Genomic DNA, 26,915 nt, shown 5'->3' on the forward strand with positions numbered 1-26,915 from the left:
CGGAGTTCAGTCCCTGAGGATCATGCGGTCGCCGCGCACGTCGAAACCCGAGAGCGAGCCAATGAAGTTCATACCGAGCAGGCTCTGGCTGAGCATGCCGGGTGCAGCGATCATCACCGGCATGTCCCTGCGGACGATACCGCCGATCGCCAGCTGATCGGTTTTCACGGCCGCGGCGCGCGCCACGCCGTTGGCGGTCGAAACCGGTATGGTGTAGTTGAGCGCCGCCGGATTGAATCCGGCGGCTTGCGCGTCTTCGGACGTCAGCACGGTGCTGGTCGCGCCTGTGTCCACCACGGCTCGGACCGGGTTGCCGTTGACCAGGATGCGCGCTTCGAAATGGCCATTGTTCGCCTTGTCGAGCGTCACCGTGGCGTGACCGTCTTCGACGCCGAGCGCAAGCGGGCTGCCGGGAACAAGGCCCGCGGTCACGCGGCTGGCGACATCCTGCAGCTCATAGCGATACTGGTAGCCGGCGATCAGCGCGAGCACGATGGCCGCCCAGGCGCCGAGGTTGCGAGCCATGGCGCCGAGGGGCCTGCCCGAGCGAAGCAGGCCAGCACCGATCAAAGCACCGAAGGCGCCGAGCCAGATCAGCCGGCTGAAATCATAGTTCTCCACGCCGAGCGTGCTGCCGGCGGAATCGTTGAGCATGAGCAGTACCGCTCCCACCCCGATCGCGGCCATCAATATCCAGAACAACCGGCTCATCTGCGCCTCACGAAAGCGCGTCGCGTTCGCGCGCCATGCGGGTGCGACGCGTTTCCCGGCGCGGCCGGCGTTCGACCGTTTCCAGCCGAGCCGGCAATTCGGCCATGACGCTGCGGCGCGTTTCCGGCGTCATTCCGATCCAGGCGCCGATTTCCTCGCGCGTGCGACCGCAGCCGAAACAGAAGCCGGTTTTCATGTCGATCGAACAGACCAGGATGCACGGGGATTCGATGGCCGTCATGACTTTCTCTTGGGTTTCCAGCCGGAACCCCTTGTTCCATCTCCACATGGTGCAACGGCAAAGCCAATGCAAGCCCTCGCGATTGCGCCCTTCGCGGCCAGCTTTGCGCCAAATGCAGGACCATGATCCAGGAGGTTGTGCCCACGACGCAAGGCGGCTATGCCGCTCACCTACTCCAGGGAATGATCGCCAACGAGATGACCAGCGCGCTGCCTTTCGATGATTTTCGCAACCTGCTGGCCAATCTGCCGGCGGCCGACACGACAGCCGAGGCCCGTGTGCGCACGCTGTTTGCCAAGGCCGACAAATCAGGCAATTCGCTTGGCCGCATCGAGGACATCGCCGCGTGGCTGGCTGCCTGGAGCGGGCGGGCTCCTCCCGCGGTGACAAGACCGCTGATGGCGGTCTTTGCCGGCAATCACGGTATTGTCAGGCACGACATTTCGCCACGGCCGGTAGCGGCGACCGCCAACGCGGTCGAGCTTTGCGCGGCTGGCGGGGCTGCGATCAACCAGATCTGCATTGCCAACGATCTCGGGCTGAAGGTTTTCGATCTTGCCCTGCACATTCCGACCGCCGATATCGCCGAGGAAGCCGCACTCGACGAGCGCGGCTGTGCCGCCACCATGGCCTTCGGCATGGAAGCGATCGCTGGCGGTACTGATCTGCTGTGCCTCGGCGATCTCGGCGTCGGCAACTCTACCGTTGCTGCAGCCCTGTTTGCGGCGCTGTTCGGGGGCAGGGGCGTCGACTGGGTCGGCTCGGGGTCCGGTGCCGATGCGGCGATGCAGGCACGCAAGGCAGACGTGGTCGATGCGGCGCTGGCCTTTCACGCCGGCCACCTCGGCGACCCGCTCGAGGCGCTGCGCCGGGTCGGCGGCCGTGAGTTCGCAGCGATTGCCGGCGCCATCCTTGCCGCCCGCATGCAGAAGATCCCAGTGCTGCTCGACGGGCTCGCCGCGACGGCCGCCGCAGCGGTGCTGCATGCCGCCAATCCCGCCGCGCTCGACCATTGCCTGCTGGCCAGCCTGTCGCCAGAGCCCGCACACGCCCGCGCCGCCGAACGCCTCGGCCTGCGCCCATTGCTTGATTTTGGCATCAGCCATGGCGAAGGGGCAGGGGCGGCCCTTGCCGCGGGTCTGGTCAAAGCCGCCGCGCTGACCAGTTCGGGCATGGCTGCTGCGGTGCGCGGCTAAGCACCGGGCACACTGCATCTCAACGACTTCAACTACCGCCGCCGAGCTGCTACCGCCGCCGTCGGCAGCGCGGGCAGTTCCTCCATCACCCGGCTCAGCGGGAAGATGGCGATCGCCTCGGTGCCTTCGCGCAGCTTGGAATGAAGTTCGAACTCACCGCCATGCATGGCGAGCAGCCCTTGCACGATCGGCAGGCCAAGTCCGGTGCCTTGCTCGGCGCTCTTGATGGCGATCGAGCCCTGGCCGAAGGCGGAAAGGACGATCGGGATCTCGTCTTCCGGTATGCCCGGTCCATTGTCCTTGATCGAAATGTACTGTCCGCCGCCCGCCGTCCAGCCGACGCGAACACGGATTTCACCTCCGGTGGCGGTGAATTTGATGGCATTCGACAGAAGATTGAGCGTGATCTGCCGCACCGCCCGCTCATCGGCGAACATGCGCGGCAATTGATGCTCGAAATCCTGGACGACGCGGATATCCTTGTTGCGCGCCCTCAGCTCCATCATGTGGCAGCAGTCCTCAACGATGCTCAGCAGCATCACCGGCTCTTCATTGAGCTGGTAGCGGCCGGCCTCGATGCGCGACAGGTCGAGGATCTCGTTGATCAGGTCGAGCAGATGCTGGCCGGATTCGTGCACGTCGTGGGCGTAGTCGCGATAGGTGGGATTGCTCATCGGCCCGAGCACTTCGTTCGACATCACCTCGGAAAAACCGAGAATGGCGTTGAGCGGCGTGCGCAGTTCGTGGCTCATCGAGGCGAGGAACCGCGACTTTGCCAGATTGGCGTCTTCCGCCCGGCGCCGCGCCTCGTCCGACATCGATTTCGCCGTCTCAAGTTCGGCGACCAACGCATCCTTTTCGGAGCGGAACGACAACATCATGAGGGACGAGCGGTTGAGATGACGGGCCACATAGGCGAAGAAGGGCAGCGACACGACAAGCAGCCCGGCCATGATCGCCTCAACCGGCATCCATAGTTTGAACCCAACATAGGCGTAGAGCGCCACGGGAGCTGCAAACGTCGCCAACAGCGCTCCGCGCAGTGACGAAGTCATCACCGCGGTCGCCGCCATGGCGAACAGCATCACCACGGCCTTGACCAACTGGAATTGATCGACCTCGCAGGCGCCGCAGCCAAGCCAGACGAACCAAGCCCAGCCGAGGCCGCAAAGGAAGTGTCCGATCAGGAATTCCCGTCGTGTTTGCAAAGGGTTAAGCTCGGAAGCTTCCGTTCGCTCGATGCGCCGCGCCATGAAGGCGACGATGGTGTAGCAGGTCAGCGTGAACAGCGCCCAGAGCCCGACCTCGTTGCCGACGCCGGCCAGCCGGCCGGCAGCCGCGATCACCAGGATGAGAAGCGGGATGGCGATGGCGCCGCTTGTCATTGCGCGGGCGTGGAGCTTCAGCAGTTCGCGATCGAAATCGGGATTGCCGGCCTGCTGCGAAAGACGGTCGCGCGTCTTGCGCACCGCGCGCGCCACATCGTTGTTGCGATGAGGTTTCCTGCGGTCCACAATGAACTTGTCCGCTGTGTTCGAGCGTTGCAAGGGCATCAAAACTTCAATTTATGCGAGCAGCGGTTTCCAAGTGTTAAGCTACGTTCGAATGATTAACCAACCGTTTGCCATATGAGCCGATCCTGGTCGCCGAGGCCGCGCCGGCGATACGTCGCGCCACCCAGAAGCCTGTGGCGCAGGCTGGTGGATTACGGACTTACCGTCATCATTCTCGGGTTGCTGATCCTGCTGGCGGCCCGCCTCGACCGAGTGGAGACACGCAAGACGCAAGGCGTGGCGATCATCAACGACGGCGATTCGATCACGCTTGGTGCCGAGCGCATCCGCATGCGCGGCATCGATGCTCCGGAATATACGCAGACCTGCCGCAGGAATGGCGCCGACTATCCCTGCGGCACGCTTGCGCGTCAGTCGCTTGTGCGCCTGATCGCCGGCAAGCCCGTCTCCTGTACCGGCTGGCAGCGGGATCGCTATGGCCGGTTGCTTGGAGACTGCACCGCCGGCGGCAAGGATCTCAATCGGGCGCAGGTCGAGGCGGGCTGGGCGGTTGCCTATGGCGACTTCGAGAACGAGGAAGCCACCGCCCGTGCGGGAAAAACCGGCATCTGGGCAGGTACGTTCGACCAGCCGCAGGACTGGCGCGACAGCCACCACGGCGAAGTCGTCGAGAGAAAACACGGCACACTGGCGTCGATCGGCGACGCTGCGCGCGAGATTTTTCGATTCTGGTGATGCCCATTCTGTAACTGGATCGAGAACGAATAGGAGGATGGAGATGAAGCTCTTCGACGGCGGCCGGGCGCCCAATCCACGGCGGGTCCGCGTTTTCCTGGCCGAAAAAGGCATTACGGTTCCGCAGGTAGCCGTCGACATGGGTGCGCTGGAACACAAACAGCAGGCGATCAGCTCTCGCAACCCTTTGCAACGCCTGCCGGTGCTGGAGCTCGACGACGGCACCATCATCACCGAATCCGTCGCCATCTGCCGCTATTTCGAGGAACTGCATCCGGAACCTGCCCTGTTCGGGCGTGGCGCACTCGGCAAGGCGCAGGTCGAGATGTGGCAGCGACGGATGGAATTCAATCTGCTCACCTGCGTGGCGCAGGCCTTCCGCCACATCCATCCAGCCATGAAGGAATGGGAAATCCCGCAGATCCCCGAATGGGGCGAGGCCAACAAGCCGAAGGCTGTGCAGTTCCTCAGGCTGCTGGACGGCGAGCTGGGCAATCGGGAGTTTATCGCCGGCGACAGCTATTCGATCGCCGACATCACCGGCCTGATCGCCGTCGACTTCATGAAGCCGGCACGCATCCAGGTACCGGATGAATGCGCAAATGTGTTGCGCTGGCACCAGGCCGTCTCCAGCCGACCGAGCGCATCAGCCTGACATGACCGCCGAACTCGACAGCTTCACCGCCACGGTTCGCGCTTGCCGCATCTGCGTGGAAAACCCCGTCGGCAAGCCGTTGCCGCATGAACCGCGGCCGGTGCTGCGGCCATCGTCCAGCGCCCGTATCCTGATCGCCAGCCAGGCGCCGGGGACCAAGGTACATCTGTCAGGTATGCCATTCACCGATGCCTCCGGCGACCGCCTGCGCAGCTGGCTGGGCGTGACGAGCGACGAATTCTACGACATCGAAAAATTCGCTATCGTGCCGATGGGCTTTTGCTTTCCCGGTCAGGACGCCAAGGGTGGAGACCTGCCGCCGAGGCGCGAATGCGCGCCGGCTTGGCGCACGCCTTTGATGGCTCTGATGCCACGGATCGATCTTGTGCTGACGATTGGCAGCTATGCGCAGTCCTGGCACATGGGTGCCGCACGCCGGCCCTCGTTGACGGAAACGGTGATGGACTGGCGCGCTATCTGGGAGAATTCCGTTGGCCGCAAGGTGCTGCCGCTGCCGCATCCGTCGTGGCGCAACAGCGGCTGGCTGAAAAAGAATCCATGGTTTGAAATGGATTTGCTGCCATTCCTGAGATCGGAAATCCGCTATCGCCTTGATTGATCTTTCAGCAAGAAATCACTCGCTTTTCCATCAATTGGCAGAATTTCTTTCTTGTGAAAGGTCGAAATAAGGGGGACTATAGCCAATCTATTCCCCGAGGGACAAAAATGGACCGCCTTGATAGAAAAATTCTCCGCCTTTTGCAGGAGGACGCGACACTCGCGGTCGCCGACGTCGCCAAGAAAGTCGGGCTATCGACGACGCCTTGCTGGCGGCGCATCCAGAAGCTTGAGGAAGAGGGCGTCATCAAGCGGCGCGTCGCCATTCTCGACCATGAAAAGGTCAATGTGCGCGTCACCGTCTTCGTGTCGATCCGCACCAATTCGCATAGTCATGAGTGGCTGAGGCGCTTCTCGGAAGTCATCCAGGAGTTTCCCGAGGTGGTCGAGTTCTACCGCATGAGCGGCGACGTCGATTATCTCCTGCGCGTCGTGGTGCCCGACATTGCCGCCTATGACGCCTTCTACAAGCGGCTGATTGCCAAGATCGAGATCCGCGACGTGTCGTCGTCCTTCGCCATGGAGCAGATCAAGTACACCACCGAAATCCCGCTTGACTACATGGTGCTGGACAAGGAGTCGGGCGCCAACGCCGCCTGAGCTTGACCCTCGTGCAAGGTTGTCCCGTTTAGTTCTTCTTTTTGTTGAGGAAACTCCAGGGCGAGTTTACTGGCAGCGTGACGGCGTCCGGCACGCTGTCGACGGCCACCACCTCTGCCTTGCGGACGCTGTATCCCGACTGGATGACGCTGACGCCATCGAGGATGAATAGCTGGCTCTTCTCCATGTTCGGCTTCATCGCGCCTGTGACCGCGACCGGCTGATAGGCCTCCGACATCTTGTAAGGGTGAGACGGCGTGACCAGAACGATCTGGTTGGGCGGCGGCGTCGGCATGTGGCTGCACGCACCCGTCCACGGCACCAGCAGGAACTGATAGACAAGGTCGCCGTCGCGATCGACGGGCAATGCGTAGCCGGCCAACTGAATGCTTTTGTCCTGCAGATCGAGGGACAGCGTCTCGCCGTGGTCCGGCAATTTTGCCGCGATCATCGGCAGGCCGACATTTTCAGCGGCCGCCTGTGCCGTAGGCCGCAAATCCTTCCAGAATATATGCGCGGTCTCGGCTGAGGCATCACCGACCGCGGACACAAACAACGCAGCTGCGAGCACTATGGTTGATCTGACATGGTTGCTCATCGGCCGCCTCCTTTGAATCTGGAGTAAAGACGCCGCCGCCAACGGCGTCAACGCTCGAGCCGCATCACATGTCTGCGAGAGCCGGCCATGCCGATCTCATGGAACCCGTGAGCGGTGAACATGTCGCGAAACCCCATGAAGCGGTAGCTCGGCGATGCCTGGTCGACCGGATAGGCCTCGATCGTGCTGGCGCCCTTGGCAAAGGCGTGATCGATGGCAGCGTCAAGCAGCGCTGCCGCCAGCCCGCCGCCGCGCAGCGCCCTCGGCACATAGAAGCAGACGATCGACCAGATGCCGCTCTCGCCATCGTCCTGTTGAGGCGACAGCTTGCGGTAAGTCTGGCGCGGCGCAACCGAGCACCAGCCGACGGTCTTGCCGGCGAGTTCGGCAAGAATACCGACCGGCGTACCGGCCTCGACAAGCGCCATCATGGCCCGCTTCAACTCAGCGTGCTGGACATGCTCGCGGCGGCCGGGCAGAGGCCGCCAGGCCATACACCAGCAATATTTCGGACCGCCCTGCGCTTCGAAGAGGCCCTCGAAATCGGCGCGCGTCTTTCGCGTCACCACGGTGAACCGGACTTTGCCTAGGTCAATCTTCTCTGGCGGCGATCCGCTCGAGCGTCTTGGCATTGGTCAGTTCTCGCACTGCGTCCTTGCCGATCCAGCGCGCTGTCTTGTCTGGGGACATAGCGAGCTTTTGCGCCATGGCAAGGGCGGCGCCGTGCATCTCCATCGAGCGCTTTCCGATCGAACGAAGCGCCCAGTTTACAGCCTTCTTCACGAAATTGCGGCTGTCGGTGGCATGCGCCTCAATGATCGGAAGGAAGTCCAGGAAGGTCGCCACGGGCTCTTTCTTACGGTGGACGACCGACCAGGCCATCATGGCAAAGGCCGTGCGTCGGACGAACTCGCGCTCGTCCGCCGCGAACTCCTCGATCAATTCCTTCCAGGCGTCGGTGTCGACGAAGAGGTCGGAGACGCCGTCGACGATATCCCAGGAATCGAAAGACGCCGCCCATCGTCTTGCATCTTCAGCAGAAAACCGCTGCGGGTCAGCCGTGACGGAAGCGATGAACTGCGCCTCCATGATGCCCGTGTCCCACAGCTCGAAGGCGCGCTCGTGGTTGCGTTTGATCTTCCTGGCAATCTGCCGCTGCACGCCGTGCGAAATGCCAAGTGCGCGCTCGATCTTGATGCCGTAGCGCAACATGCCGAGGCGGTTCTCCTGCGAGCCGATGGCGCGCAGATGAGTGACAATTTCTCCGGCACTGGATTGAGGCGAGAGCTCTGCCACCGCAGGAACCTATTTCTCCAGGCGCGCCAGCAGCGAGGACGTATCCCAGCGCTTGCCGCCCATTGCCTGCACATCCTTGTAGAACTGGTCGACAAGTGCTGTCACCGGCAATTTGGCGCCGTTACGGTCGGCTTCAGCCAGGCAGATGCCAAGGTCCTTGCGCATCCAGTCGACTGCGAAGCCGAAATCATATTTGCCGGCATTCATCGTCTTGTGGCGGTTCTCCATCTGCCAGGAACCGGCCGCGCCTTTCGAGATGACCTCGATCACCTTCTCGATGTCGAGCCCGGCCATCTTGCCGAAATGGATGCCTTCGGCCAGCCCCTGGACGAGGCCAGCGATGGTGATCTGGTTGATCATCTTGGTAAGCTGACCAGCACCGGCCGACCCCATTAGGCCGACCATGCGAGCAAAAGCGTCGATGACGGGCCTGGCCCTGTCGAAAGCGTCCTGCTCGCCACCGACCATGACGGTCAGTACGCCGTTCTCGGCGCCGGCCTGGCCACCGGAGACCGGCGCGTCGAGAAACGAAAAGCCGCCGGCTTCCGCCGCCGCCGCCAACTCGCGTGCGACCTCGGCCGAGGCCGTGGTGTTGTCGATGAAGACCGAGCCTTTCTTCATCGTCTGGAAGGCGCCGTCCGCGCCCGTCGTCACCGAGCGCAAATCGTCGTCATTGCCGACACAGGAAAAGACAAAATCCTTGCCCTTGGCCGCCTCCGCCGGCGTCGCGGCGACACTGCCGCCATGCTGGCCGACCCATTGCTCGGCCTTGGCCTTGGTGCGGTTGTAGACGGTGACGTCGTGGCCACCCTTGTTCCTCAAGTGCCCGGCCATCGGATAGCCCATCACGCCAAGACCGAGAAATGCAACAGATGCCATGAGCCTGCCCTTCAGAATGGAAACGGAATTTTCTGCGAAAGCTCTAGGCTCTGCGCTCAATTCGTCAAGACGCGTATGGCCGGATCGACTGGTGCAGCCGAATTGAAATTCGGTCAGCGTTTCAGGTGAATGGTTATCCGGCGCTCGATCCATTCAACGCCATGGCGCAAGATCTCGACCATCACCAGATAGACGAGGGCGACCCAGATATAGGCCTGAATGTCGAACGAGTTGGCGAAGGCGAGCTTTGCATTGCCCATCAGATCATAGACCGTGATGATGGCGACGATGGCGGACGCCTTGACCATCAGGATCAGTTCATTGCCATAGGGCCGCAAGGCGACGATCAGTGCTTGCGGCAGGATGATCTTGCGCAAGGTCTGCAATTTGTGCAGGCCAAGCGAGGCGGCGCCTTCCCACTGCCCACGAGGCACGCTCTCGATGGCGCCGCGCAAAATCTCCGCCTGGTAGGCGGCGGTGTTGAGCGCGAACGCGAAGACGCCGCAGTTGAACGCATCCTTGAAAAAATCCCAGAGGCCGACCGACTGGAGTTCGACCCGGAACGAGCCCAATCCGTAGTAGACCAGATAGGTTTGGACCAGCAGCGGCGTGCCGCGGAAGAAATAGACGTAGCAATAGGCGAGGGCGGACAGGATCCGGTTGCTGGACATGCGCCCGTAAGCGACAGGCACAGACAAGATCGCGCCTAGCACCATCGATATGGAAACCAGCGAGAGCGTTACTCCAAGCCCTCGCAAATAGGCCGGCGCATATTTGGCGAAGAAATCGGCGTTCCAGGCAAGGAAGAGATAGCTGACGATGCCGAAGCCGAATAAAATCCACAGGCAGACCAGCGCATAACCGGCGATACGCCTGCGCGGCCAGCCCCGCGCCTGTGGTGGGGGCCGTTCGACCACGGTGGCTGTGGCGCTCATCGCTGCGCCTCCCGCCGGCCGAGCGAGCGCAGAATTGCGCTGGTGGCGAAGGACGACACGACAGCCAGGCCAAGAAACACCAGGGAGGCCACGCCGAAGAACAGGAAAGCGTGCTTGGTGACGCGGGCGGCAATGCTGGCATTGCGCAGCGTCTCGGCCAGGCCGACGACCGACACGAGCGACGTGTCCTTGAGCAGGCTGAGCCAGCAGTTCTCCAGTCCGGGAAATGCGATGCGCAGCAGCTGCGGCACGATCACCTTGCGCATGGTCAGCCAGTTCGAAAGACCGATGGCGTAGCCGCCCTCATACTGGCCTTTGGGAATGGCGCGGAAGGCCGACAGGAAAACCTCGCTGGCATAGGACGAGAAGATCAGTGCAAGCACGATCATGCCGGCAACGAAGCTGTTGACGTCGATGGTGGCGTCCGGCCGGAAATATCTGACGAGATGCTGCAGCAGGATCGGCATGCCGAAGAAGAACAGGAAAAGCGTCACCAGCTCCGGCAGGCCGCGAAACACCGTGGTGTAGATGTTGGCGGCAAGGCGCAGCGAAGGCTCTTCGGACTGCTTGGCGAGTGCAATGAAAAAGCCGATCGTCAGTCCGATGGGCAGCGTGGCAAGCGCGAGCGCAATGGTGATCAGTGCGCCATAGGCGATATCATCAAGCCAGCCATCGGGTCCCCAACTGAGAAGTGTCCATATGCTTTGGGCTGGCATCGACAGGTCTTATCTCCACGGCGCTCCCGAGACGAATGAAAGACGGCGGGGAAATTCCCCGCCGTCTTGACCCAATTTATCAGGACTCGGCGCCGTAGACGTCGAACTTGAAGTACTTGTCGTTGATTTCCTTGTATTTTCCATTGGCGCGGATGGCGTCGATGGCTGCATTGAGCTTGTTGACGAGGTCAGTCTCGCCCTTGCGTACGGCAATGCCGGCGCCCGGCCCGAATATCTCGACCGGCTGCGGCGACGGCTGGCCGAGAATCTTGCAGCAGGCGCCATCGGGCGAATCCAGCCACTGCTGCAGCACGACGATATCGTCCTGGATGGCGTCGAGACGACCATTGGCGAGATCTGCCTGCTCCTCGGGGCTGCTCGGATAACCCTTGACGGTGCTGTCGGTGTAGGTCTTCGAGGCATAGTTGAAGTGCGTCGTGGTGGTGGCGACGCCGATGGTCTTGCCGGCGAGATCTTCCTTGGTCACGCCCTTCAGCGTGCTGTCCTTCGGCACTGCGAGCGCCGATGGCGTGTTGTAGTATTTGTTCGAGAAGTCGACCTTCTCTTTCCGCTCGGGTGTGATCGACATCGAGGCGACGATGGCGTCGAACTTGCCGGCCTGAAGGGCGGGAATGATGCCGTCCCAATCCTGGGCGACGAAGGTGCACTTGACCTTCATCTCATCACAAAGCGCGTTGGCGATGTCGATGTCGAAGCCGACGAGCTTACCGTCGGCGGTGAGGTTGTTGAATGGCGGGTAGGCGCCTTCGGTGCCGATCCGCAGGGTCTTTTCCTGGGCCTGGGCTACGCCGAGCGTCAGCAGCGCGGCCGAAGCGGCGAGCGCGATACGCAGTGCAATACGCATGATAGTCCTCTCTTTATGGTCCCGGCCGTCGTTCCAAACGGCTCTGTAGGGCGGTGCTTTTGACCGCCCGCTGGCGCGATACTCCCACTCTTTCAAAGAAAAAAGCAACTGCAAAACCGCAAAAATGGGCAAGGCTATTCTGCCGCTGCGTCAGCGCTCAAGCAACGAGCCCGGTGGTGCGCTCAATGAAGTCGGCTATCGACTTTGCATCGTCGAGATCGAACACCGGCAGGCGCTCGCCCTCAGCCGCGAAATCGGCGGCGACGGCAACGATGTTGGGATCACCTGCCGAAAGCGGCGTGCGGTCCTTCGCGTCCAGCCTGCGGGTTTCGATCTTGCGGTGGGCCTCGCGCTTGTAGCCTTCGACCAGCACAAGATCGCAAGGCGCGAGCCGTGATAGAATCACCTCCAGCGTCGGCTCGTCCTCACCGCGCAGCTCATGCATCAGCGCCCAGCGGGTTCCCGACACGATCGCGACTTCCGTGGCGCCGGCCTGCCGATGGCGGAAGCTGTCGGCGCCTGGCTTGTCGATGTCGAAAGCATGATGGGCATGTTTCACCGTCGACACTTTCCAGCCGCGCCGGACAAGTTCGGCGACCAGCTTTTCGGTCAAAGTCGTCTTTCCGGAATTCTTCCACCCGGTGATGCCGAAGACGCGTCTGTTCATGGCTTCATGCTCTGCAACAGACGCTCGGCAGAGACAAGATCGTCAGGCTCGTTGATGTTGAAGAAAGGGTCGACCCCCGCCGACTGCGGAACCGGGAATTCCACTTCGACAAAGCCGTGCCGGTCGATGAAAGCCGAAACCCGCCTGTTGTCCTCATCGACCAGAAAGCGCCGCAAGGCGCCGCGACAATCCGTTGGCCAGAGCGCGAAGGTCGGGTGCCGCTTGCCGGCCGAACAAGCAACGGCAATCGAACCGGGATGTCGATCGGAGGCCGCCGCCAGTTGCTCGACAAGATCCAGCGGCAGGAAGGGCGTATCGCCGGCAGCGGTGACGATCGCCTTGCAGGCCGTGTTGGCCGCGGCCCATTCGAGGCCGGTCAGGATTCCAGCCAGCGGCCCGGCAAAGCCGGTCACCGTGTCGGCAAGGACCGGCAGTCCAAAGCGCGAGAACCGCGCGGGATCGCCGTTGGCACTGAGCGCGAGGAGGGCGACCTGCGGGCCAAAGCGCGAGACGACCTGGTCGAGCACGCTGCCGCCGCCAAGCGGCAACAGGCTCTTGTCGCCACCGCCCATCCGTCTGGACTGGCCGCCCGCCAGAATGATCCCCGCAACATCTCGCTTCATGCCATCGAGCCTGTACGCCTGCCGCCGAAAATCACAAGAACCTTCAAATGAACAGGCTAGATTCCATCCGGCACCATGGTTGGTCCGGTGCTTTCGGCGACGATCTTTCGCCTGCCGACTACTCGCTCGCGGTAAAGCGCATAGAGGCCGGAGCCGATGATGATGGTGGCACCGACGATCATCGGCAGGTCGGGAATATCGGCGAAGATGAACAGGCCAAGCAGGATCGACCAGATCAGCGCCGTGTAGCGGAACGGCGCGATGAAGGAGATGTCGCCCGCCCGCATCGCCATGATGATGAACTGGTAGCCGATGAGCACCAGGACAGCAGCCAAGGCCAACAAAATTGTGCTGTTGCCCGTCATCGGTGTCCAGCCCCCCATCGGCGACAACAACGCGGCGCCGACAATGGTCATGGCAAGCGCGGTCGCGGTCGACACCAGCAATGTCGGAATTGCTTTGGGAATCCGCTTGGTGGCGAGATCGCGCACCGCACAACAGGCGACGCTGGCCAGTGCCGACAGCGAGTAGATGCTGAACCCTTCGAAGCCAGGCCGTACGATGATCAGCACGCCGGCAAATCCGATGGCGATGGCCAGCCAGCGTCGCCAGCCGACAGCCTCGCCGAAGACAAGAGCCGCGCCCATCGTCACCGCCAGCGGCAGCGCCTGCAGCACCGCCGAAACATTGGCGATCGGCAAATGGGCGAGGGCGACGAGAAAACTCACCGTCGCGCCGGCCTCGCTGATCACGCGCATGGCCACCAGCGGCTGCAGCATCGAGCCCGGGCGGGCCAGCGCGCCGCGCTGCCAGGCGAGCAAGCCGACGAAAAGCGAAGCGAAAGCACCACGGATCAACATGACTTGCGCCATGTTCATCGATTGCGACGAGTATTTGGTGATGGCGTCGTTGAGGGTGAAGCCGGCCATCGCCACCACCATGAACAACGCGCCGCGTAGATTTGGAGACAGGGGCAAGACGACTACCGGTTCAGCTTTGCGACAAGCCTGTAACAGCCGGCCGTGAAACAGCAATAGCAAAGGGCTGGGCCACAGCCTTGTTCGTGGCCCGGAAGATCGCCTGCAATGGCGGCAGAACTTACTTCTTCGGCGTCAGCACCTCGGTGCCATTGCCTTCCTTGCCGGCGATGGTCCACAGACCGTGCAGCGAGCCGTCGTCCATCACCTTGTAGACGACAAGGCCGATATCCTTTTCCATGACATAGCCGGCGGAGAAGGCGTCATCGTTGCGCATGCAGATACCGTCGGAAGATGAGCCGCCGGTCTCCCAGTGGATGGTGCAGGTCGTTCCGCTGGTCAGTGTGATGGTTGCCTCACCGCCATAGGCGGAGCCGTCGAAGTTGGTGCCGGCGACCGTGTAGGCGCCGCCGATCGACTGGGCGGCCGCGGGCACGGAAGCGAGACCAAGCAATGCGAGAGAAAGAACGAGTTTGCGCATGATGTATTCCCCCTGTGAGCGAAGAGCCGCTTCCAGGGGAAGGCTAGGCTGGAACAAGCTGGCCGTAAATCCGGCTGCGGTTCGCGAACAAGACTTTTTCTGGGGTGTGGTCCGAAACCGTCATGGCCCCTTGAGACTGCCGGCGATGGCGCCAACCAGCGGGTCGTATTTCGACTTGAGGGTTGGCGGATAGTCGACCCTCACCGTGCGAATGACGCCATCACCGCCGAACAGGCGCCGCTCGTAGAAGATCTTTCCGTCCTTCAAGCCCGACAGCACCGCCCAGTTCCTACCAGCCTTGCTGTAGGTGATCTTGTAGCCGGCTTCATCGCTGGCTTTCTCGGCAGCCACAAAACCCTTCGGCGTCTCGTCGTCGATGTTAAGGATGCCCGAGCAGATCAGGCTGGCGCCATCGGCGGTCAGCCATACCTGTCCGTCGCCATTGTCCGGTTCAGGCTGGCGATCGGTGAAGACATCATCTGGAAAGGTGCAGACCGTGCCGAAGCGCTCGTTCACATAGGTGAACGGCGCGGCGACCGCACTGGTCGCCGCAATTGCTGTAACAAACGCCAGGAATGAAGAACGCCGTTGCATATCGCGCCTCGAAGCAAATGACCTCGGGGGCGATCTTGCACGAATTTCACGAAAAGATCAGCCGCCCGTCACACTCATATGGCGCGACACCGATGGGCGGCTGGTGCGGCGGTCGATGATGAAGTCATGGCCTTTCGGCTTACGGCCGATCGCTTCGTCGATGGCCTCGGCGACCAGTTCGTTGCCTTCGGAGGCCCGCAAGGGCGCGCGCAGGTCGGCGGCGTCTTCCTGGCCGAGGCACATATAGAGCGTGCCGGTGCAGGTCAGCCGGACGCGGTTGCAGCTTTCGCAGAAATTATGCGTCATCGGCGTGATGAAGCCGAGGCGGCCGCCAGTCTCGGCGACATGGACATAACGGGCAGGGCCGCCGGTCTTGAAGGGGATGTCGGTCAGCGTGAACTGGCGTTCCAGCGACGCGCGCAGCAGTGACAGCGGCAGGTATTGGTCGGTGCGGTCGGCATCGATCTCGCCCATCGGCATGGTTTCGATGACCGTCAGGTCCATGCCGCGGCCATGCGCCCAGCGCATCATCCCGGGCAACTCGGCGTCGTTGAAATCCTTCAGCGCCACCGCGTTGAGCTTGACCTTCAGCCCGGCCCCCTGCGCGGCATCGATGCCTTGCATGACCTTGTCGAGATGGCCCCAGCGGGTGATCTTGTGGAACTTGTCGGCGTCGAGCGTATCCAGCGAGACGTTGATGCGCTTGACGCCGCAATCGGCGAGTTCGGCGGCAAAGCGCGACAGTTGCGAGCCGTTGGTGGTCAGTGTCAGTTCTTCCAGCGCGCCGCTTTCGAGATGCCGCGACAGCTGGCGCACCAGATGCATGATGTTCTTGCGCACCAGCGGCTCACCGCCGGTCAGCCGCAATTTCCTGACGCCCTTTTCGATGAAGACGCTGCACAGCCGGTCGAGTTCTTCCAGCGACAGCAGGTCCTTCTTCGGCAGGAAGGCCATGTCCTCGGCCATGCAATAGGTGCAGCGGAAATCGCAGCGGTCGGTCACCGACACCCGGAGATAACTGATCGTGCGGCCGAAAGGATCGATCATGTCCATGCTTCAAACGCTTCCCGTGGCCGTGAACGGCTTCGTTATATACCGCTATGTGATACGATCCAGCCGTCCATTCAAGATAGCGGCTGTCGATCTCTGGTAACATCCCTGCGCCGACATAGCATGTCGGTTGGCTTTATCAGACCTTTTCCCGTTTGACGAAGCGGCGTAGGGAAGGGGTGGATAATACGGATCGCACAGCATGACCGCACCGAAAGAACTCAGGGTCTCGAAGGACCGCAAAACGCTGTCCGTCACATTCCCCGATCATCGGCCGTTCGAACTGCCGGCGGAACTGCTGCGCGTCGCCTCGCCATCGGCCGAGGTGCAGGGCCATTCGCCCGAACAGCGGGTGACGGTTCCCGGCAAGCGCAATGTGGCGATCCTGAAGATCGAACCGGTCGGCAACTATGCCGTGCGCATCACCTTCGACGATTTCCACGACACCGGTATCTTCACCTGGAATTACCTGCACACGCTCGGGCACGAGAAGGATGCGCGCTGGGACGCCTATCTCGCCGAGCTTGCGGAAAAGGGCTTGAGCCGGGACCGCTAGAGGCAAAGAGATAGAGCATGATGTCCTCCGAAAACCGCTCACACTTTTCGGCATCATGCTCCCGTTGCTGTCGTCAAGATGTCATCGATGTGGAGTAGCGCCGGCGAAGATTTGGAGACGAAGAAGATGTCCGTCATTACCACGGTCGAGCAGCTCGAGGCACTCTATGGCGTTCCAGGCGAGGCGTCGGTGGTCAAGGAACTCGACCATGTCATTCCAGAATACGCCGCTTTCATCGAGTCCTCGCCGTTTGTCGCATTGGCGACAAGCGGGCCGGAGGGGCTTGATTGCTCGCCGCGTGGCGATCTCGCCGGTTTCGTGCGCATTCACGATCCGAAAACCCTGATGATGCCGGACCGGCGCGGCAACAACCGCGCCGATTCGCTGCGAAATATCATCCGCGACCCGCGTGTCGGCCTGCTGTTCCTGGTGCCGGGCTCAGGCACGACGCTGCGCGTCAATGGCCGGGCTCATATCACCACGGATACAGCGCTGTGCGCGTCATTCATGGTGGAAGGCAAGGCAGCGCGATCGGTAACCGTCGTCGACGTGGACTCCGTCTATTTCCAATGCGCCCGCGCCATCGTCCGCTCCGAACTCTGGAATCCGGCGAGGCATGTCGACCCGAAGTCGCTGCCGACGCCCGGACGAATACTGGAAATCACCAGCCGCAAGAACATCGACGGCGAGACCTACGACAAGGAATGGCCGGAGCGGGCGAAGAAGACGATGTGGTGATCGGCTGAAAGGGGCGTTACGCCTCTTTCAGCACATCATAAATCTTGCGCATCTGCTCGCCGATCATGTCGCACTGCTCCGGTGTCGACTGGCTCATCGCCTTCTCGATCAGTGCCATATGCACTTTCAGCGCCTGCATCAGCAGCGCCTCGCCGGCTTCGGTCAGGGCGAGACGCAAGATGCGCTTGTCCTTCTCGTCGCCTTCGCGGCGCAACAGGCCGCGCGCCTCCAGCTGCGGCAACAGCATGGTGATGTTGGAGCGGCCGACGAGCAGCTTGCGGGCAAGGTCGTGCTGCGACATGCCGGGGTGGCGATAGAGGTTCATCAGCACGTCGAGCTGCGCCGGCTTCAGGTCGAGCGGCGCCAGCTTCACCGCCAGCGTGCGCTCAAGCACATGGCAGGCGCGCGCCACCGCGACCCAGTTGCGAAAACGCGGGTTGTCCCAAGGTAGCTCTTGTTTATTGTTCATCTTTGAACTATTATGTTCATGCTTGAACGTATGGATGGATTCTCACTATGGCATCATTCGGGCTGAAGGTCATCCGGGGCGTGTTTGGTGCGGCCGAGCGTGTCGCGCCGCGGCTCACCGGACGCGCGGCGTTCGAATTGTTCTGCCGCACGCCAAACGTCAAGGCGCTCAGCGATGGCGAACGCCGCGCCATCGACCGTGCCGCCGAGTTCATGACCGAGGCGCGTCATCACCGGCTGAAGACCGCAACCAGCTGCGTTATGGTGCACGAGTTCCGGCCGGAGCCGGGCAGGGCGGCCGCCGGCACGGTGCTTGTCGTCCATGGCTGGCGCTCACGCACCGAATATATGCGCGCGTTGATCGAAGGCTATCGCGCCGCCGGCTACAGGGTCGTTTCGCTCGACCTGCCTGGCCACGGCCAGTCGCAGGGCCGGCGCTTGAACATGGTCAATGCCGTGGATGCGGTGCGGGTTGCCGGCGAGTGGTTCGGCCCGTTCGTCGCAGCGGTCGGCCATTCTTTCGGCGGCGCCGTCGCCGCCAATGCCATCGCCGGTTCGGTCAAGAACATCCCGCCGCTGGCGGCTGGACGCCTGGTGCTGATCGCGGCGCCAAGTTCCCTGCCGGCGATCTTTGCCGACTTCAGCCGCATGCTCAATGTCGGACCGCGCTCGCAAGCCGCCATGGCGGACCGTGTCGAACATCTTTCCGGCCGGCCGCTGCATGAGTTCACCGGCGACCGCCAGCTCGCCCACGCGCCGGTGCCCACCCTGGTCATCCACGCGCAGGACGACCGCGAGGTTTCGGCCGATCATGCAAGGCGCTATGCCGGCGCCGGCGGCCATGTGCGGCTCTACTGGGCCGACGGGCTCGGCCACCGCCGCATTCTCGCCGACAAGGGTGTGGTCGAGCGCGCCGTCGACTTCGTGACGCATCCCGAGCCGTCGCTGCTGCATTGAGCGGCGTTGGAGATTATTTCTTCTTCTCGCCGGGTTCGACCGCCAGTCCGGCGGCTTTCCAGGCGGTGTAGCCGCCAAGGATGTGCTTGACCGGCGCAAGCCCCATGTCCTGCGCCGTCTTGGTGGCCAGCGCCGAGCGCCAGCCGCCGGCACAGAAGAAAACGAAGCTCTTTCCCGAGGCGAAGAACGGTTTGTGGTAGGGGCTTTCGGGATCGATCCAGAATTCCAGCATGCCGCGCGTGACATGTTTGGCGCCGGGAATCCTGCCGTCGCGTTCTACCTCGCGAGGGTCGCGCAGATCGACGAAGATGGTGTCTTCGTCATCGAGCAGCCCGGCTGCTTCCTCCGGCGAAACCACCTCGATCTCGGCGTTCGCCTCGTCCAGCAGTTCGCGATAACCCTTTTTCACGCCTTCATCCCTCCCGGCTTGCTGGCGAATTTCGAGCACACCAGCTGCCGTTTGTCACGCCGCATCGGTTGCGGCCATTGTCTTCCAGGCCGCCATGGCCCCGGCCACCGTTGCCAGCAAGGCATCGTGCGAGGCGCCGTCGCGGGCCTGGATCGACATGCCGTGCTGAACCGTGGCGAAGAATGTCGCGGCGGCGCCGCAGTCGAAATCCGCCGGCAGCTCGCCTTCGGCAACGCCGCGCTCGAGACGCTTCCGCAGAGCGCTGTGGTTTTCGGCGCGGCGACGGCGCAGGTCATCGCAGATGGCGCCGCGGCTCGAATCCTGATGCAGCGCGCCGAGTGCGATCAGGCAGCCCTGCGGACGATCGGTCTGCGCATAGGCTTTCGCCGTCCGGCACAGGAATTGTTCGACCGCCAGCCGCGCGGTCGAGGTCTCCTCCAGCGCCAGCCAGATATCGGCACCCTCGGTGCGCGAATAGAGGTCAGTCGCCTCGAGGAACAGCGCCTCCTTGCTGCCGAAAGCGGCATAGAGGCTTGGCGAGTTGATGCCCATGGCGGCGGTCAGATCGCTCATCGATGCGCCTTCGTAGCCACGGGCCCAAAACACCTCCATTGCGCAGCGCAATGCCGAGGTTCGATCGAAGGTGCGGGGGCGGCCTCGTTCCGACATGGTGCTCTTTTCTGTGTTGATCGATACATAATTCAGTTGACGCCGGCGGGCAAGGCTGACAGATATTTATGTATCGATCATTACAAAAAGGAGAAATCGATGTCATCCAACCAACTGGGCGGCAAGGCCGCGCTCGTCACCGGCGGCAGTCGCGGCATCGGTGCGGCGATTGCGCGGCGGCTCGCGGCCGACGGCGCCAGCGTCGCGCTGACCTATGTGCATGGCGAGGAGCAGGCCCGCGCTGTTGTCGCCGAGATAGAGGCCAAGGGTGGCCGCGCCATCGCGATCAAGGCCGACAATCGCGATGCCGTGGCCATAGACAAGGCCGTCGATGACGCCGTGACCGCGTTCGGTCGGCTGGACATCCTAGTCAACAGCGCCGGCATCTGGCGCGCCGCACCGATCGACACGCTGTCGCTCGCCGATTTCGATGAGACCATGTCGGTCAATCTGCGCGCCCCATTCATCGCTTCCAAGGCGGCGGCAGCTCATATGGGCGAGGGCGGCAGCATCACCTCGATCGGCAGCAATCTTGCCGAGCGGGCGACTGACAGCAGCCTCACAGCCTACTCGGCCAGCAAGGCAGCGCTGGTCGGTCTGACCAAGGCGCTGGCGCGCGACCTTGGCCCACGCGGCATCACCGCCAATGTCGTTCACCCCCGGTTCGACCGACACCGACATGAACCCCGCCGACGGCCCGCACGCCGAACACCAGCGCCGGAAGATGGCGACGCCGCGATTCGGCAAGGCCGAGGACATTGCCGGCATGGTTTCCTGGCTGGCGGGCCCGGAGGGCCGTTTCGTCACCGGCGCCGCGTTGACCATCGATGGCGGCGCCAACGCTTGATCCGCAACGGATTCTCGGCTGGAGCGCAAACACCCTCGCTCCAGCCGTCACGATGTTGTGAAACCGTTCTGCAACAGACGTTCCAAAATTTATGAAAGCTTAACGAAATCGGTATGAATCAGTATAGTCGCGCCTTACATCCGCCATGCGGTGAGCGGGACGATCTAGCGTGCGGAACGGGAACCGGTTACGGCCGGAGCGGGTGATCCATGAAATTCCTCGGAAACAGGGCAACCGTGATGCCGCTGATGGCGATCACGGCAACGTTGGCCTTCGGTGTGCCGCAGGCAGGCGCGCAGGGGCTCTTCGACATGCTTTTCGGGGGCGGCGTCAGGCAGGCTCCGCAAGGCGAATTTCCGCCCCCGCCACCCAAGCATAAGCCAAAGCCGAACGTGCCGGGCGGCGGTGGTGTCAAAATCAGCAGCCCATCCTATTACACCTACAAGGCCGATCGGCTGATCCGTATCGACTTCTCGGCGCTGACGGCAGCACCGCAGCCGGCAACCCCACAGGACGCCGCCTTCGTTCCGTCAGCCACGGGCGCCGCCTTCCGTGATGCCATTGCCAGCTTGAGCGATTATGAACTCTATGCCGAGCCTGACGTCGCCAAGGCGCTGATCGCCTATTACTCGGCCAATCCGGAATTCATCTGGGTGACAGGAACCAGCCTCAACAGCCGTGCGCAGGATGCGGTGCGCGTGCTCGGCGAGGCCGCGAGCTACGGTCTTGAGCCCGCCGACTATACGGTCGAAGTGCCCGCTGCCGGCACATCGACGGCCGACGCCAATGCGCAACTGAAAGAACTCGTCCGTTTCGAGATGGCGCTGTCGGCGCGCGTGCTGCGCTATGCCCATGACGCCCAGAACGGCCGCGTCGAGCCCAACCGCATGACCGGCTACTATGATTTCCCGGCCAAGCCGCTCGACTTGCAAGGCGTGTTGAAAACGCTGGCCCATACCCAGCAAGTGCGTACCTATCTCGAGTCGCGGCATCCGCAGAATGCGGAATACCAGGCACTGCGCGTCGAACTGGAGTCCCTGCAGGCCAGCGCCGAGAACGAAATCGTCGTCGACCCCAAGCTGTTGCTGAAGCCGGGCGAAATCAGCCCCGAACTGCCGAAGCTGCTGACCCTGATCGCGCGCAATCTCGATGACGAGATGGGCGGCGCCTATGGCGAGATACTGTCCAGGCTGGCGACCAGCGAAGTCTATGATCCGGAACTGATTCCGGTCATCAAGGCCGTGCAGCAAAAGGCCGGCATGAAGGGCGATGGCGTCATCGGTCCGCGCACCGTGTCGTCGCTGGCCGGAACTTCCAAGGCCGACAAGCTGCTGAAGGTGGAAGTGGCGCTGGAGGAACTGCGCTGGCTGCCTTCCGATCTCGGCAGCCCGCGCGTCTTCATCAATCAGCCGGCCTTCACCGCGAGCTACATCGACAATGGCGAGGAAAAGCTGAAGACGCGTGTCGTCGTCGGCAGGACCACCAACCAGACCGCCTTCTTCTACGACCAGATCAAGCAGGTCGATTTCCACCCCTATTGGGGCGTGCCGCAGTCGATCATCGTCAACGAAATGCTGCCCAGACTGCGCAACGATCCCGGCTATCTCGACCGGGCCGGCTATGAGGTGACGGATTCGCGCGGCAAGCGCATTCCTTCGTCGGCGGTCAACTGGGGCGCCTATGGCTCGAACATCCCCTACAGCGTGCGCCAGCAGCCGAGCGAGGCCAATGCGCTGGGCGAGCTGAAGATCCTGTTCCCGAACAAGCACGCCATCTACATGCACGACACGCCGCAGAAATCCTTCTTCGAGCGCGACATGCGCGCGCTCAGCCATGGCTGCGTGCGGCTGCAGGATCCGCGCGGCATGGCGGCGGCGGTGCTTGGCACCTCGGTGGACTATATCGCCGAGAAGCTGAAGCACGGCCACGCGACCGAGAACGTGACACGCACGATCCCGGTCTATGTCGCCTATTTCACCGCCTGGCCTGACCTGTCCGGCAAGGTCGAATATTTCGGCGACGTCTACGACCGCGACTCGCGGCTCAAGCAGGCCTTGGACGCCACCGAGGCGGTGCGCTCGCCGTCGAGCTGATTTAACGCTCCAGCAGCGGTCGCCGGAAGCCGGCGTCCCGCCCGGCGATCAGCCAATAGAGCAACCCGGCAACAAGACCGGCAGCGGCTATGATGCCGATGTCGACCCATCGCTCCGGGTCCATGTCCTCCGGCGCACTCGGCCAAATCAGAGCGAAACCGCCAACCGCGGCAGCGGCGCCGAAGACCATGTGCAGCAGGACATTGCGCAGCGAGAAGAACTCGGCAATCAGCGCGAAGATCACCGTCTGCAGCGCGGTCACCACGATCGTCAGGAAATAAACGAACATGCCGAGCGGCGGCACCACCAGGACCGCGATCGGCGAGACGCCCATGACGTCGAAATAGTCGGGCGCGTTGGGCAACGAGCTGAGCACGGCATAGATCGCCGCGATGGCGATCAGGCCAACCAGCACCGACACGAAGTAGCCGGCAAGCATCATCAATATGCGCTTTAGTACATGTTTCGCCGTCGCCATGCCCATCCCCCAATGCGGCCCCTAGAGCAATTCCAGAAAAGGTGTGAAGCAGCTTTCCCGGGAAAAGCGCATAGCGCTTTCCCTTGGGAATTGCGTCAAAACAAAGAGTTAGAACGGTTCGCCGTTTCCGTGAAAGGTGAAATGCTCTGGCGCTATAGTCAGCCATCAAAGCGAGACTGACGCAAGGGGAAGGCAATCGCCTCAAGCCAGCGACCTTTCCAACTCATAGCGGGGAGCGCCAATTGTCGAGGTCGGCGCCGCCCCTCATTGTCCTGCCGGACATTTCTCCCCGTATAGTGACGGGGAGAAAGAGGATGGCCGCAATGCCGGTGCCATCCTTTGCAACATTGGTGATTGGCAAAATCGGCGGCGAGCGTCCCTCTCCCCGTCGCTATACCGGGAGAGGATGCCGGCAGGCAGGTGAGGGGCGGCGCCAACGCCCGGAAAGACCGACGGCAACGGCTGGGAGCGGCCAATGAATTCGCGTCCGAACGGCCTCCGACGACAACCCTTATTTTGGCTCGCCCGTCACGGGATCATAATTGATCTCAACCTTGGCCTTGTCCGACGTGTAGTAGGTGACGGTGTAGGCGCCGCTGTCCCAGTCGACCTCCTTCACATAGAGAAAGCCGTCGCGCTTCTCGACCTTAGCGAGGATCTCGGACAGTTTCTTGGCATTGGGCGGCGGCAGCGGCGTATCGTCCGCGGCCAAGGCCGGCCCGCCGGCAAGAAGAACGGCGACGCTTGTCATCAGAAGAAATCTGGACATGGCTTTCCCTCAAGGTTTCATCGGACAGAAACTCGCCGGCAAGGCGGTTTGTTCCGCAGCTGGAATGGATGACCATTCAGTCCGCCGATTTGCGGTTAACCGGAAGAAAAAAGCCATGCGCCAAAAACACGATGCGCCACGTCACTATTCGTGGCCATAGGATGTTGGCGGTTCATTGGGAGGTTATATGCGCACCCGTCATATTGTTGCCCCCGACGATGTCCCCAACTGATGGGAGCGCATCAAGCCGAGCCCTTGCTACCTGTTCGAGACGCCGCCGCCGCTTAACTTACGCGGCGCGTCGTTGAGCGGGGTGGAGACCTGAGCGGGTTCGACGAGGGTCGACGGCGGTCACGATGCTGTGGTGGTGATCGCAATAGACGCGATCCGGCGAAGTTGGCCCGGCACAAAAACGGTAACCGCCGGGCACAGACGGGTCTTCGCTCACCGGGAAGCGGCACTGATAGACGCCTAGCTGAATGAGGGGGACGTCTCTCGAAGTTGGTCTGATATTTTCAGGCATGGTTTTTCAGGTTCCTAGTTCATAGCTTTTGCCGGCGGCCGCAGTGCGACCGCGTCAGGGCGAGCTTCTCTCGTTCGGAGGGCTGTGGATCACCATATGGTGTTGATCGCAGCGTCAATGAGGCCCGAGGCCCTGCTTTCGGAAGCCAATTGTTGCGACTTAAGGCCACACTTGCCGCTGCGAAGGCATCCGGCGGACGATGTTGTCGTCCCACAGATCGCTCCGCCCTCGGGTTAATCGGCAGCCGGGGTGAGGGCCGTCATGTGGGGCCCCGCATCCGTGCGCGACCGTCGGCTTCCAGGGCCCTCAACCGGCCAGCCCTGAGAGGCCCAGTTACGGGAGCGGATACAACTTTTGTCAGCAGACAGTGTGGTCGCGTTCCAGAGCATCTCTCCGAACCGTTGCGCCGGTGCTATGGTGTGCCTGCATGATCAGACAGCAGGGATATGAGGCATGCCCGAAGTCACCCGCCGTACACTTCTTGCGTTCACCGCCGTGGCCTCGGTCGTTGAACCGACGTTTGCTGAAGGGGAAGGTGCCTCACCCGAATTGCGGGCGCTGATCGGAGCCCATGAAGCCACCTATGTCGGGCTTCACAGGGTTGTTCATCAAGCGGGCAGTAGCAGCAACGAATGCAAGACGGCAGACCGGATTGAACAGGAAGCATTGCTGGCCATCTGCTCCTATCCTGCGATCAGCCGAGGTGATCGCTGGGCCAAGGCCGATTACCTGTTGATCGCTGAAGCTCGGGATGAACTCGACCTGGAAGAGCACATGCAGGCCATCCTGCACTCGATGAAGCGCTGATCGCGGCTCGACCGGCGCAGTGCTTGGACCCATCAACAGGAGTTCATGCGCGGATTCTCCGGCTACTCGCACCTTCCATTACTGCGACTACGCATCAGTGGCTAACGGACGAAACGGTCAGCGATCTGTCGGGCTGAAACCTGAACGCTCCAATGTCTGCCAGTTCCGGTGCTACACAGAAGAATTTTGGCGGCGAAGGCGCGGATTGTAGTTGCTGAGGCTAGCTTGGAGTGTGATTTCAGGAATGCAGATGGTGGGCGATGCAGGGATTGAACCTGCGACCCCACCCGTGTGAAGGGTGTGCTCTCCCGCTGAGCTAATCGCCCGCTCGTTGCCCGAAGGCCAAGCGAGCCGCGATATAAGGGAGGCGGGTGTGGGAAGTCAAGGCGCTGTCTGGCGTTCCGCTAAGGATCGGATTTGCTGCCCTTTCCGCGTTGTCGCCGGGGCGGGGCAGGCCGCTTCCCAAGGCAATCGCATATAGATTCTTGCGAAGAGGACCCCCACCCTGACCCTCCCCACAAGGGGGAGGGAAGCTGCCGCGCTCTCGCCTTTTGCGTCGAGAACGTCGGCAATTTTGCTGAGATCAGCGCCGACGGGATCTCCCTCCCCCTCCGGAGGCCCCTTGTGGGGAGGAGTAGGGGCGGGGGTAATCGTAGGGCGCACGCCTTTGCCCCTTTGCGATTGCCTTGGCCGTTTCCCCTCACTGTCCAGCAGCAGCAATCAGCTTATGTGCCAGGTCGAGCGTCAGCGCGTCGAAATGCGAGATCACAGCCGACGGTTCGAATTCGCGCACATGGCGGTCGGTGTAGCCGAAATCGACGGCCACCACCGGAATGCCGGCGGCCTTGGCGGTGTCGATGTCGGTTTGCGAATCGCCGACCATCAGCGCGCGATGCGGGTCGCCGCCGGCCAGCTTGATGGTTTCGATCAGGTGGCGTGGGTCGGGTTTGCGGAAGGCGAAGGTGTCCTGTCCGGCGATGGCCGCGAAATGCCTGGTCAGGCCGAGCGCCTCGATCAGCGCCAGCGAGTTGGCTTCGTATTTGTTGGTGCAGATGGCCAGGAGATAGCCGGCGTTCTCGAAGCGCGCGATCGCCTCGACGACACCGGGGTAGGGGCGTGACTTGCCGGGGATGTTGAGCGTGTAGTGGTCAAGGAAGAGTTTCAGCAGCCGGTCGTGCTCCTCGACATCAAGCGATCGCTGATGGGCCGCATGAGCGCGTTCGATCATCACGCGGCCACCGTGACCGACAAAACGCCTGAAGCCGGCTTCGTCGACCGCCGCGATCTGGCTGGCGGCAAGGCTGTGGTTCAGGCTGTCGAGCAGGTCCGGCGCCGTATCGATCAGCGTACCGTCGAGGTCGAACACGATGATCGGGCGGGTCATGGTCTGTCCTGGGCCAAGTTTATACAGGGGCAGGCGATAGCGGCTGCGGCGCGTCAAGGCAAGCTTACTGGGCAAGCACGGGGCCTGCTCGTTCGGGCAGCCCCATCGGGCTGGACATTCTGGCGGCGCGCCGCCACAAATAGGGCCGCCCCAACCGGGGGGGCAATTGGGGGCCGCCCCCCCAAAATGTAAAACCCCCCCCGGGGGGGGGGGGTTTGGGGGGCGAATCGCCCCCATGGGCAAAAATTATCGTAAGTGTAGTATAA

The 26,915-nt window shown here is 62.4% G+C and carries 33 protein-coding genes, 1 tRNA gene and 1 pseudogene; 11 read left to right on the forward strand and 24 right to left on the reverse strand.

Annotation, left to right across the window (positions count from 1 at the left end):
* Positions 1 to 6: 6 nt before the first annotated feature.
* Both NKI38_RS20330 and NKI38_RS20335 read right to left on the reverse strand, forming a co-directional pair.
* Entirely contained in the window at positions 7 to 711 is a 705-nt protein-coding gene (locus NKI38_RS20330) for a TIGR02281 family clan AA aspartic protease (RefSeq protein WP_352659961.1), read from the reverse strand.
* A gap of 7 nt (positions 712 to 718) precedes the next feature.
* Positions 719 to 952 carry a DUF1289 domain-containing protein gene (locus tag NKI38_RS20335; RefSeq protein ID WP_024503316.1) on the reverse strand — a complete coding sequence of 78 codons (234 nt, stop codon included), beginning with the start codon at positions 950 to 952 and terminating at the stop codon, positions 719 to 721.
* A gap of 197 nt (positions 953 to 1,149) precedes the next feature.
* Between NKI38_RS20335 and NKI38_RS20340 the strand changes: the two genes are divergently transcribed.
* Complete coding sequence (locus tag NKI38_RS20340; protein WP_352660009.1) at positions 1,150 to 2,148, forward strand: nicotinate-nucleotide--dimethylbenzimidazole phosphoribosyltransferase; 999 nt, start codon at positions 1,150 to 1,152, stop codon at positions 2,146 to 2,148.
* A 32-nt stretch (positions 2,149 to 2,180) separates the two neighbouring features.
* Here NKI38_RS20340 and NKI38_RS20345 read toward each other — a convergent pair whose 3' ends face one another.
* On the reverse strand, positions 2,181 to 3,701 hold the full coding sequence (locus tag NKI38_RS20345) for a sensor histidine kinase (RefSeq protein WP_352659962.1): 1,521 nt from the start codon (positions 3,699 to 3,701) through the stop codon (positions 2,181 to 2,183).
* A gap of 75 nt (positions 3,702 to 3,776) precedes the next feature.
* Between NKI38_RS20345 and NKI38_RS20350 the strand changes: the two genes are divergently transcribed.
* The 4 genes from NKI38_RS20350 to NKI38_RS20365 all read left to right on the forward strand — a co-directional run bounded on the left by NKI38_RS20350 (position 3,777) and on the right by NKI38_RS20365 (position 6,270).
* Positions 3,777 to 4,397 carry a thermonuclease family protein gene (locus NKI38_RS20350; RefSeq protein WP_352659963.1) on the forward strand — a complete coding sequence of 207 codons (621 nt, stop codon included), beginning with the start codon at positions 3,777 to 3,779 and terminating at the stop codon, positions 4,395 to 4,397.
* A 43-nt stretch (positions 4,398 to 4,440) separates the two neighbouring features.
* On the forward strand, positions 4,441 to 5,052 hold the full coding sequence (locus NKI38_RS20355) for a glutathione S-transferase (protein ID WP_352659965.1): 612 nt from the start codon (positions 4,441 to 4,443) through the stop codon (positions 5,050 to 5,052).
* Position 5,053: 1 nt separating this feature from the next.
* Positions 5,054 to 5,671 carry a uracil-DNA glycosylase family protein gene (locus NKI38_RS20360; protein ID WP_352659967.1) on the forward strand — a complete coding sequence of 206 codons (618 nt, stop codon included), beginning with the start codon at positions 5,054 to 5,056 and terminating at the stop codon, positions 5,669 to 5,671.
* 107 nt (positions 5,672 to 5,778) lie between these two features.
* A complete protein-coding gene (locus NKI38_RS20365) occupies positions 5,779 to 6,270 on the forward strand; it encodes an Lrp/AsnC family transcriptional regulator (RefSeq protein WP_006205209.1) in 492 nt (163 codons plus the stop codon).
* Positions 6,271 to 6,298: 28 nt separating this feature from the next.
* Here the strand turns inward: NKI38_RS20365 and NKI38_RS20370 are convergent, their stop codons facing one another.
* The 13 genes from NKI38_RS20370 to moaA form a co-directional block, all read right to left on the reverse strand.
* Complete coding sequence (locus tag NKI38_RS20370; protein WP_352659969.1) at positions 6,299 to 6,868, reverse strand: DUF3299 domain-containing protein; 570 nt, start codon at positions 6,866 to 6,868, stop codon at positions 6,299 to 6,301.
* Positions 6,869 to 6,915: 47 nt separating this feature from the next.
* Positions 6,916 to 7,434, reverse strand: coding sequence for a GNAT family N-acetyltransferase (locus NKI38_RS20375; protein ID WP_352659970.1), 519 nt, complete (start codon positions 7,432 to 7,434; stop codon positions 6,916 to 6,918).
* Between the two features lie 25 nt (positions 7,435 to 7,459).
* Positions 7,460 to 8,164: a DNA alkylation repair protein gene (locus tag NKI38_RS20380; protein WP_352659972.1), complete on the reverse strand. Its 705-nt coding sequence runs from the start codon at positions 8,162 to 8,164 to the stop codon at positions 7,460 to 7,462.
* A gap of 9 nt (positions 8,165 to 8,173) precedes the next feature.
* Positions 8,174 to 9,043 carry an NAD(P)-dependent oxidoreductase gene (locus NKI38_RS20385; RefSeq protein ID WP_352659973.1) on the reverse strand — a complete coding sequence of 290 codons (870 nt, stop codon included), beginning with the start codon at positions 9,041 to 9,043 and terminating at the stop codon, positions 8,174 to 8,176.
* Positions 9,044 to 9,156: 113 nt separating this feature from the next.
* Positions 9,157 to 9,978, reverse strand: a complete 822-nt coding sequence (locus NKI38_RS20390; RefSeq protein ID WP_352659975.1) for an ABC transporter permease — start codon at positions 9,976 to 9,978, stop codon at positions 9,157 to 9,159.
* Positions 9,975 to 10,694 (reverse strand): ABC transporter permease, encoded by a 720-nt coding sequence (locus tag NKI38_RS20395; protein ID WP_352627737.1) that lies wholly within the window; start codon positions 10,692 to 10,694, stop codon positions 9,975 to 9,977. Before NKI38_RS20395 ends, NKI38_RS20390 begins: the two co-directional genes overlap by 4 nt.
* A 79-nt stretch (positions 10,695 to 10,773) precedes the next feature.
* Positions 10,774 to 11,559, reverse strand: a complete 786-nt coding sequence (locus NKI38_RS20400) for an ABC transporter substrate-binding protein (RefSeq protein WP_352659977.1) — start codon at positions 11,557 to 11,559, stop codon at positions 10,774 to 10,776.
* 157 nt (positions 11,560 to 11,716) lie between these two features.
* Positions 11,717 to 12,226, reverse strand: coding sequence for a molybdopterin-guanine dinucleotide biosynthesis protein B (gene mobB, locus NKI38_RS20405; protein ID WP_352659978.1), 510 nt, complete (start codon positions 12,224 to 12,226; stop codon positions 11,717 to 11,719).
* Positions 12,223 to 12,849: a molybdenum cofactor guanylyltransferase MobA gene (mobA, locus tag NKI38_RS20410; protein WP_352659979.1), complete on the reverse strand. Its 627-nt coding sequence runs from the start codon at positions 12,847 to 12,849 to the stop codon at positions 12,223 to 12,225. The genes mobB and mobA overlap by 4 nt, the downstream gene beginning before the upstream one ends.
* Positions 12,850 to 12,905: 56 nt before the next feature.
* Entirely contained in the window at positions 12,906 to 13,826 is a 921-nt protein-coding gene (locus NKI38_RS20415) for a DMT family transporter (RefSeq protein ID WP_352659981.1), read from the reverse strand.
* Positions 13,827 to 13,947: 121 nt separating this feature from the next.
* Positions 13,948 to 14,307, reverse strand: a complete 360-nt coding sequence (locus NKI38_RS20420) for a hypothetical protein (protein WP_352659982.1) — start codon at positions 14,305 to 14,307, stop codon at positions 13,948 to 13,950.
* Positions 14,308 to 14,427: 120 nt separating this feature from the next.
* The gene (locus NKI38_RS20425; protein WP_352659983.1) at positions 14,428 to 14,901 is read right to left on the reverse strand and encodes a hypothetical protein; all 474 of its coding nucleotides are present in this window, start codon (positions 14,899 to 14,901) and stop codon (positions 14,428 to 14,430) included.
* Between the two features lie 57 nt (positions 14,902 to 14,958).
* Entirely contained in the window at positions 14,959 to 15,954 is a 996-nt protein-coding gene (moaA, locus tag NKI38_RS20430) for a GTP 3',8-cyclase MoaA (protein ID WP_352659984.1), read from the reverse strand.
* Positions 15,955 to 16,153: 199 nt separating this feature from the next.
* On the opposite strand from moaA, the gene NKI38_RS20435 reads away from it, so the two are divergent.
* On the forward strand, positions 16,154 to 16,507 hold the full coding sequence (locus NKI38_RS20435; protein ID WP_352659986.1) for a gamma-butyrobetaine hydroxylase family protein: 354 nt from the start codon (positions 16,154 to 16,156) through the stop codon (positions 16,505 to 16,507).
* A 126-nt stretch (positions 16,508 to 16,633) separates the two neighbouring features.
* Positions 16,634 to 17,245, forward strand: coding sequence for a pyridoxamine 5'-phosphate oxidase family protein (locus tag NKI38_RS20440; RefSeq protein WP_352659988.1), 612 nt, complete (start codon positions 16,634 to 16,636; stop codon positions 17,243 to 17,245).
* 16 nt (positions 17,246 to 17,261) lie between these two features.
* Here the strand turns inward: NKI38_RS20440 and NKI38_RS20445 are convergent, their stop codons facing one another.
* Positions 17,262 to 17,714: a MarR family winged helix-turn-helix transcriptional regulator gene (locus NKI38_RS20445; protein WP_023813960.1), complete on the reverse strand. Its 453-nt coding sequence runs from the start codon at positions 17,712 to 17,714 to the stop codon at positions 17,262 to 17,264.
* Between the two features lie 47 nt (positions 17,715 to 17,761).
* On the opposite strand from NKI38_RS20445, the gene NKI38_RS20450 reads away from it, so the two are divergent.
* Complete coding sequence (locus NKI38_RS20450; RefSeq protein WP_352659989.1) at positions 17,762 to 18,670, forward strand: alpha/beta hydrolase; 909 nt, start codon at positions 17,762 to 17,764, stop codon at positions 18,668 to 18,670.
* Positions 18,671 to 18,683: 13 nt separating this feature from the next.
* Here NKI38_RS20450 and NKI38_RS20455 read toward each other — a convergent pair whose 3' ends face one another.
* Together NKI38_RS20455 and NKI38_RS20460 are read right to left on the reverse strand one after the other, a co-directional pair.
* A complete protein-coding gene (locus tag NKI38_RS20455) occupies positions 18,684 to 19,079 on the reverse strand; it encodes a rhodanese-like domain-containing protein (protein ID WP_352659991.1) in 396 nt (131 codons plus the stop codon).
* Positions 19,080 to 19,133: 54 nt separating this feature from the next.
* Positions 19,134 to 19,748 carry a TetR/AcrR family transcriptional regulator gene (locus tag NKI38_RS20460; protein ID WP_352659992.1) on the reverse strand — a complete coding sequence of 205 codons (615 nt, stop codon included), beginning with the start codon at positions 19,746 to 19,748 and terminating at the stop codon, positions 19,134 to 19,136.
* Positions 19,749 to 19,847: 99 nt separating this feature from the next.
* Here NKI38_RS20460 and NKI38_RS20465 point away from each other — a divergent pair.
* Together NKI38_RS20465 and NKI38_RS20470 are read left to right on the forward strand one after the other, a co-directional pair.
* Positions 19,848 to 20,595: pseudogene (locus NKI38_RS20465) on the forward strand (3-oxoacyl-ACP reductase family protein).
* Between the two features lie 209 nt (positions 20,596 to 20,804).
* Positions 20,805 to 22,688, forward strand: coding sequence for a L,D-transpeptidase family protein (locus NKI38_RS20470; protein WP_352659994.1), 1,884 nt, complete (start codon positions 20,805 to 20,807; stop codon positions 22,686 to 22,688).
* A gap of 1 nt (position 22,689) precedes the next feature.
* Here the strand turns inward: NKI38_RS20470 and NKI38_RS20475 are convergent, their stop codons facing one another.
* From NKI38_RS20475 to NKI38_RS20485, 3 genes are all read right to left on the reverse strand, one after another.
* On the reverse strand, positions 22,690 to 23,172 hold the full coding sequence (locus tag NKI38_RS20475) for a hypothetical protein (protein ID WP_352659995.1): 483 nt from the start codon (positions 23,170 to 23,172) through the stop codon (positions 22,690 to 22,692).
* A gap of 505 nt (positions 23,173 to 23,677) precedes the next feature.
* Complete coding sequence (locus NKI38_RS20480; RefSeq protein WP_352659997.1) at positions 23,678 to 23,935, reverse strand: PepSY domain-containing protein; 258 nt, start codon at positions 23,933 to 23,935, stop codon at positions 23,678 to 23,680.
* Positions 23,936 to 24,224: 289 nt separating this feature from the next.
* Positions 24,225 to 24,458: a GcrA family cell cycle regulator gene (locus NKI38_RS20485; protein WP_352636308.1), complete on the reverse strand. Its 234-nt coding sequence runs from the start codon at positions 24,456 to 24,458 to the stop codon at positions 24,225 to 24,227.
* 453 nt (positions 24,459 to 24,911) lie between these two features.
* Between NKI38_RS20485 and NKI38_RS20490 the strand changes: the two genes are divergently transcribed.
* Positions 24,912 to 25,265 carry a hypothetical protein gene (locus NKI38_RS20490; RefSeq protein WP_352659999.1) on the forward strand — a complete coding sequence of 118 codons (354 nt, stop codon included), beginning with the start codon at positions 24,912 to 24,914 and terminating at the stop codon, positions 25,263 to 25,265.
* Between the two features lie 251 nt (positions 25,266 to 25,516).
* Here the strand turns inward: NKI38_RS20490 and NKI38_RS20495 are convergent.
* Positions 25,517 to 25,591: transfer RNA gene (locus NKI38_RS20495), tRNA-Val, on the reverse strand.
* Between the two features lie 374 nt (positions 25,592 to 25,965).
* Entirely contained in the window at positions 25,966 to 26,649 is a 684-nt protein-coding gene (locus tag NKI38_RS20500; protein WP_352660001.1) for a phosphoglycolate phosphatase, read from the reverse strand.
* Positions 26,650 to 26,915: the final 266 nt, after the last annotated feature.

The sequence above is a fragment of the Mesorhizobium sp. M0621 genome (genome assembly GCF_040320745.1).
Lineage (GTDB): Bacteria > Pseudomonadota > Alphaproteobacteria > Rhizobiales > Rhizobiaceae > Mesorhizobium.